The 6,309-nt window shown below is 76.1% G+C and carries 5 protein-coding genes; 2 read left to right on the forward strand and 3 right to left on the reverse strand.

The window, feature by feature from the left end:
• Positions 1–45: 45 nt before the first annotated feature.
• Both E1165_RS17070 and E1165_RS17075 read right to left on the reverse strand, forming a co-directional pair.
• Positions 46–1,518, reverse strand: coding sequence for an NAD(P)H-hydrate dehydratase (locus E1165_RS17070; protein WP_132392616.1), 1,473 nt, complete (start codon positions 1,516–1,518; stop codon positions 46–48).
• Positions 1,519–1,574: 56 nt separating this feature from the next.
• Complete coding sequence (locus E1165_RS17075; RefSeq protein ID WP_132392618.1) at positions 1,575–1,943, reverse strand: holo-ACP synthase; 369 nt, start codon at positions 1,941–1,943, stop codon at positions 1,575–1,577.
• Between the two features lie 178 nt (positions 1,944–2,121).
• Here E1165_RS17075 and E1165_RS17080 point away from each other — a divergent pair, with 178 nt between their 5' ends.
• Together E1165_RS17080 and E1165_RS17085 are read left to right on the forward strand one after the other, a co-directional pair.
• Complete coding sequence (locus E1165_RS17080) at positions 2,122–2,412, forward strand: type VII secretion target (RefSeq protein WP_132392620.1); 291 nt, start codon at positions 2,122–2,124, stop codon at positions 2,410–2,412.
• Positions 2,409–4,043: an alpha/beta hydrolase gene (locus E1165_RS17085; protein ID WP_132392622.1), complete on the forward strand. Its 1,635-nt coding sequence runs from the start codon at positions 2,409–2,411 to the stop codon at positions 4,041–4,043. The genes E1165_RS17080 and E1165_RS17085 overlap by 4 nt, the downstream gene beginning before the upstream one ends.
• 32 nt (positions 4,044–4,075) lie before the next feature.
• On the opposite strand, the gene glmS is transcribed toward E1165_RS17085, so the two are convergent.
• Positions 4,076–5,989, reverse strand: a complete 1,914-nt coding sequence (gene glmS, locus E1165_RS17090) for a glutamine--fructose-6-phosphate transaminase (isomerizing) (protein WP_132392624.1) — start codon at positions 5,987–5,989, stop codon at positions 4,076–4,078.
• Positions 5,990–6,309: the final 320 nt, after the last annotated feature.

Here is a 6,309-nt window from a genome sequence, read left to right on the forward strand (position 1 = left end):
GATCACCCATCGTCGCTCCCGGGCAGGACCGGCCCCGGCCCCGGCTCAACCCACCAGCGGCGCGACCACCGGCCGCAGCGCGGCCACCACGTCGGGTGCGGTCACCGGCCCATGCCGGGCCGCCTCCCGCCCGGCCAGCCCGTGCAGGTACGCGGCGCTCGCCGCCGCCCGATCCGGGGCCAGCCCGGTGGCCAGCAGCGACCCGAGCAGCCCGGCCAGCACGTCGCCGGTGCCGCCGGTGGCAAGCGTCGGGCTCCCCGTCGGGTTGACGTACGCCCGGCCGTCCGGCGTGCCGATCACCGTACGGTCCCCCTTGAGCAGGACCGTCGCGTTCATCCAGGCGGCCAGCCGCAGCGTGGCGGCGACCCGGTCGGCGCCCGGTTCCTCGCCGCAGAGCCGGGTGAACTCCCGGTCGTGCGGGGTGACCACGATCGGGGCGTCCCGGTTACGCAGCCGGTCGGCGAGCGAGCCGTCCACCAGCAGGGTCAGCGCGTCCGCGTCCAGCACCACCGGCACCGGCGCGGCCAGCACCGCGCGCAACTCGGCCGCCGCCTCCTCGCCGGTGCCGAGGCCGGAGCCGCAGACCCAGGCCTGCACCCGGCCGGCGTCGGCGACCCGGCCGGTGGCGATCACCGACGGGTGCTGCCGCACCACCTCCTCGCGGGCCCCGCCGGCGTACCTGACCAGGCCGGTCGGGCCGGCGAGCGCCCCGCCGACCGACAGCACGGCAGCCCCCGGGTACGTCCGGGAGCCGGTGGCCAACCCGACCACGCCCCGGGTGTACTTCTCCGAGGCCGGGCCGAGTCGCGGCCACCACCCGGAGACGTCCGACCACTCGGCGACCCGCAGCGCGGGGGTGCCGCGCAGCCACGGGCCGAGCCCGATGTCGACCAGCTCGACCTGCCCGGCCAACGGGGCCGCCGGGCCGACCACCAGGGCCGGCTTCAGCACGCCGAAGGTCACCGTCACGTCCGCGCGCACCGCGGCGGGGCGGCCGGACGCGGACAGCGGCACGCCCCCGGTGTCGACGGCGACGCCGCTGGGCACGTCCACCGCCACCACGGTGGCCCGGCCGCCGTCGCGGCCCCGGTGCCGCACCAGGCTGGCCGCCAGTTGCTCGGCGGTCTCCCGCAGCCCGCCCGTGCCACCGATGCCGACGATGCCGTCGAGCACCAGGTCGACGGTGGCCGGCGGCCGGTCGACGAGTCGGCCACCGGCGGCGCGCAGCGCGGCGAGCCCTCCGGCGTGCGCCCGGCCGGGGTCGAGCAGCAACGCCGACACGGCGGCCCCACGCCGGGCCAGGTGGGCGCCGGCGTACAGGGTGTCGCCGCCGTTGTCACCCGTGCCGACGAGCAGCAGCACGCGGCCGTCGTACACCCCGCCCCGTTCGGCGAGCAGCAGGGCGCAGCGGCGGGCCAGACCAGCGGCGGCCCGGCGCATCAGCGTCCCGGTCGGGAGGGTGGCCATCAGGCCCGCCTCCGCCGCGCGTACGTCCGCGACCCGCCACACCGGTTTCATGCCACCCGCGTCCCCTCGTCGGCCTGCCGGCGGGCCGGGACGGCCCGCCCGGACGTTCAGCGTTCCGCGACCACCATCGCCGAGGCGATCCCTCCGTCGTGGGAGAGCGACAGGTGCCAGCGGTTGATCCCGCGCTCGACGGCGGCGGCCGCGACCGTGCCGGAGACGGTCAGCCACGGTCGGCCGTCCGGGTCTGGCACGATCTCGCAGTCGTGCCAGCTCAACCCGGCCGGGGCACCGAGCGCCTTGGCCACCGCCTCCTTCGCGGCGAACCGGGCGGCCATCGACTCGGGTGAGCGTGGGTTGCCGGAGCCGGTGAAGCGCTCCGCCTCGGTGAAGAGCCGGTCGGCGAGCAGCGGTGTGCGGGCCAGGGCTCGGGCGAACCGGTCCACCAGCACGACGTCGATGCCGACCGCGACGATCACGTGCCCACCCTACCGGCGGGGCGGGCGGCAGATTAGCCGCCGGCCGCGCTGCGGGCAATGCCTGTGGAGAACCCGCAGGTACGGCCACCGCCGGCCGTCCACAGCCGCTACCGGCCGCCTCGTCGTGCCGCCTAGCGTCGCACCCGTTCGGGTTCGCCGGAACGGGGAGGGCGAGGGCGTGGAGCCGTTGGAGGTACGACCGGAGGTGCTGCGCGAGGTGGCGGGCGGGCTCGTCGACGAGGCGTACGCGCTGGCACACCGACTGGCCGGCCCGCCGGGGCTGACCGTGGCGGCACCGGAGTGGCGGGCCGCCGCCGCGCTGGCCCGCCTGGAGTCGGCCGTGCACGCCTGGCAGGGCACGCTCGCCGCCCGGGTGGCCGGGACCGCCGAGGCCCTGCGCGCCGCCGCCGGCGCGTACCAGGCGGTGGACGACCGGGCGGCCGACCGGCTCGCCACGCTGCCCCGATGACCGGGTACGCGCAACTCTGGCAGGCCGCCCCGAGGGACTGGGCCGACGCCGCGGCGGCCTGGCACGGGCTGGCCGGGCCGGTCCGGCGGCGCTGCCAGGGGCTCACCGACCGCGCGGGCAGGTTGCGCACCGGCTGGTCGGGCGGGGCCGCCGCGGCGGCCGGCGGCCGGATCACGGGGCTGCGGGGTGAGCTGGCCGGGGTGCTGCCGGCGCTGGTCGAGGCGGATCAGGTGCTGGCCGAGTTCGCCGCCCGGCTGCGCGCGGCGAAGGCCCGGCTGGCCGAGGCGGTGGCGCTGGCGGGCCGCAGCGGGGTGCAGGTCGACCGGCACGGCGTCGCCAGCGCCGTCCCTGCGCCGTCCCGCCCGGCGGGTCGCCGGTGGGCCGGGCCGGAAACGGGGATCCTCCGGGCCGAGCCACCGGTGGCCGGGGCGGCGGAGGTGGCGCGGGTGGCGGCGGCGCTGCGCGACGCGCTCGCGCTGGCCGACGCCGCCGACCGGGAGGCCGCTGGCCGCCTCGACGAGTTGGCGTCGGCCGCGCGCGCCGGTTGGGTCGCGCCGCCCCCACCCGGCCGGCCGGTGGCGGGATCCGCTCCCGCCCTGGTCCGGGCGTGGTGGGCGGGCCTGAGCCCGGCCGAGCGACGGTGGCTGGTGCTGCACGAGCCGGCCCGGGTGGGCCGCCTCGACGGGGTGCCGGCCGCCGCCCGGGACCAGGCCAATCGGCTGCTGCTCGCCGACCGTCGGGACGCGCTGTCGGCCCGGCTCCCCGGCGGGCCCGATGACCGGGCCGGGCTACGCCGGGTCGAGGCGGCGCTGGCCGGCCTGGACGGGATAGCCGGGCGGCTGGCGGCGGGACCACCGCGGGCGTACCTTCTCGGGCTGGACGAGCGCGGGGACGGGCGGGCGGTGGTCGCGCTGGGCAACCCGGACCGCTCGGCGCAGGTGCTGACGTACGTGCCGGGGATGACCACCGACCTCGCCGACGCACCCGGGGAGCTGGGCCGTGCCGGCCGGGTGCTCGCCCGGTGCGCCGGCATCGCGCCCGGCGAGGAGACGGCAGCGGTGCTCTGGCTGGACTACGACGCGCCGGACTTCCTGCCCGAGGCGTCCTCGCCGACCCAGGCCCGGGAGGCCGGCCCGGCGCTGCACCGCTTCCAGGAGGGGTTGCGCGCCACCCACGAGGGGCCGCCGGCCCGACAGACCGTGCTCGGGCACAGCTATGGCTCGGTGGTGGTGGGCGGCGCGGCCCGCGACCACGGGCTGGCCGCCGACGCCCTGGTCTTCGTCGGTTCCCCCGGCGTCGGGGTGGACCGGGCCGAGGCGCTGCGACTGCCGCCGGAGCGGGTCTGGGCGAGCACCGCCCCGGACGACGTCATCCGGCTGGTGGAGCCGCCGGGGCAACTGGCCGCCCGGGCGGTGCTCGCCACCTCGCCGCTGGCCACCGCCGTCTCGCTGCTGCGGCCCGACGACCACCGGCTGTGGTTCGGCCACGACCCGGCCGACCCGGGCTTCGGCGGTCGTACCTTCCCCGGTGCCCGCGCCGGGCACGCCGGTTACTGGGAACCGGGCAACCCCGCGCTGGACGGCATGGCCCGGATCGTGCTCGGCCGTCCGGTGCCGGCCCCGGGCGGATGACCGCCCGGGGGCGCGGTGGCCGTGCGTTCCGGTTACTCGACGGTGACCGACTTCGCCAGGTTGCGCGGCTGGTCCACGTCGTGGCCACGGGCGGCGGCGATCTCGGCGGCGAGCACCTGGAGCGGCACGGTGGTCACCAGCGGTGCGAGCAACGTCGGCGTACGCGGCACGTAGATCAGGTGGTCGGCGTAGCGGACGACCGCCTCGTCGCCTTCCTCCGCGATCACGATGGTCCGGGCGCCCCGGGCGCGGACCTCCTGGATGTTGGAGACGACCTTGTCGTGCAGCATGCCCCGGCCGACCGGCGACGGCACCACGCAGATCACCGGGGTGCCCTTGTCGATCAGCGCGATCGGGCCGTGCTTGAGTTCACCGGCGGCGAAGCCCTCGGCGTGCATGTACGCCAGCTCCTTGAGCTTCAGCGCGCCCTCCAGGGCCACCGGGTAGCCGACGTGCCGGCCGATGAAGAGCACGGTCGGCTCGGACTTCAGCTCCCGGGCCAGCTCACGGACCGGCTCGATCCGGTCCAGCAGCTCGCGCAGCTTGCCCGGCATCTCCTGGAGCTGGGCGACGACGGCGCCCACCTCGTCGGCGAACTTGATGCCGCGCACCTGGGCCAGGTGCAGGCCGATGAGGTAGCAGGCGACGAGCTGGGTGAGGAACGCCTTGGTCGAGGCGACGGCGATCTCCGGCCCGCCGTGGGTGTAGAGGACCGCGTCGGACTCGCGGGGGATGGTGGAGCCGTTGGTGTTGCAGATGGCCAAGACCCGGGCCTTCTGCTCCTTGGCGTGGCGCAGCGCCATCAGGGTGTCCATGGTCTCGCCGGACTGCGAGATCACCACGATCAGCGTGGACCGGTCGAGGACCGGGTCGCGGTACCGGAACTCGCTGGCCAGCTCGACCTCGCAGGGAATGCGGGTCCAGTGCTCGATGGCGTACTTGGCGACCAGGCCGGAGTGGTACGCGGTGCCGCACGCCACGATGAAGATCTTGTCGACGTCGCGGAGGTCCTGGTCGCTGAGGCGGACCTCGTCGAGGGCGATCTCGCCGGTCTCGGTGAGCCGGCCGAGCAGCGTGTCGGCGATCGCCTGCGGCTGCTCCTCGATCTCCTTGAGCATGAACCAGTCGTAGCCGCCCTTCTCCGCGGCGGAGGAGTCCCAGTCGATGTGGAAGTCCTTGCCGCTGGCGGGCTGGCCGTCGAAGTCGGTGATCTCGATGCTGTCGCCGGTGATCAGGACGATCTGGTCCTGGCCCAGCTCGACCGCGTCCCGGGTGTGCTCGATGAACGCGGCCACGTCGCTGGCCAGGTAGTTCTCCCCTTCGCCCCGGCCGACGACCAGCGGCGAGTTGCGCCGGGCGCCGACCACCGCGCCGGGGATGCCGGCGTCGACGGCGAGCAGCGTGAACGCGCCCTCCAGCCGCTGGCAGACCACCCGCATGGCGGAGGCGAGCAGCTGGGGGCTGTCGGCCTCGCCCGCGGCGCGCAGGTTGGCCAGCGCGTTGGCGAGCAGGTGGGCGGCGCACTCGGTGTCGGTGTCACTGGTGAAGGCGACCCCGTCTGCCTCCAGCTCGGCGCGGAGCTTCGCGAAGTTCTCGATGATGCCGTTGTGGATCACCGCGACCCGGCCGTCCGGCGACTGGTGCGGGTGGGCGTTGCGGTCCGTCGGGCCGCCGTGGGTGGCCCAGCGGGTGTGCCCGATCCCGGTGGTGCCGTCACCGATTCCGATCGGGCTGGCGGCACAGGAGGTGGGCTCGCCGGCGGCCCGTTCGGAGAGGACCTTCTCCAGGTTGGCCAGCTTGCCGGCCTTCTTCTCGGTCAACAGCTCGTCGTCGCAGACGATAGCCACGCCGGCCGAGTCGTAGCCGCGGTACTCCAGTCGCCGCAGCCCGTCGAGCACGATGCCGAGCGCCGGACGGGAGCCGGCGTAACCCACGATTCCACACATGGTCCGCAGCCTAACCCAGTTTCGCTCATCTCGCGTGCGCAGAAGTCGGGTAAACAATCACCGAATCTGAGCGGTCGGCTGTCTGCGGCCGCGCCCGGGTAGCCGTCCGCGTGGTTCGTCCCACCGCCGCGCGGCGCGACGGGGTTGCGGGACCGCTCCGCGTACGACAGTCTCTCGGCCGATCCGGCACGTCCCTCGGGCGGTCGGCACCCCCCATTCCCCTTCCGCTCCGGAGCAGACATGTCCGAACCGTCCGGCGATCCGTCCTCCCGCGACCCGTCCCCGGCCGCGCCGGGCTTCCCGCTGCCCGACCCCACCGC

The sequence above is a fragment of the Micromonospora sp. KC723 genome, assembly GCF_004348595.1.
Classification (GTDB): domain Bacteria; phylum Actinomycetota; class Actinomycetes; order Mycobacteriales; family Micromonosporaceae; genus Micromonospora.

Excerpts from the sequence above, each read along its gene's own strand:
- E1165_RS17070 (WP_132392616.1), bottom strand. The coding sequence starts at position 1,518 with ATGAAACCGGTGTGGCGGGTCGCGGACGTACGCGCGGCGGAGGCGGGC.
- E1165_RS17085 (WP_132392622.1), top strand. The coding sequence starts at position 2,409 with ATGACCGGGTACGCGCAACTCTGGCAGGCCGCCCCGAGGGACTGGGCC.
- glmS (WP_132392624.1), bottom strand. The coding sequence starts at position 5,989 with ATGTGTGGAATCGTGGGTTACGCCGGCTCCCGTCCGGCGCTCGGCATC.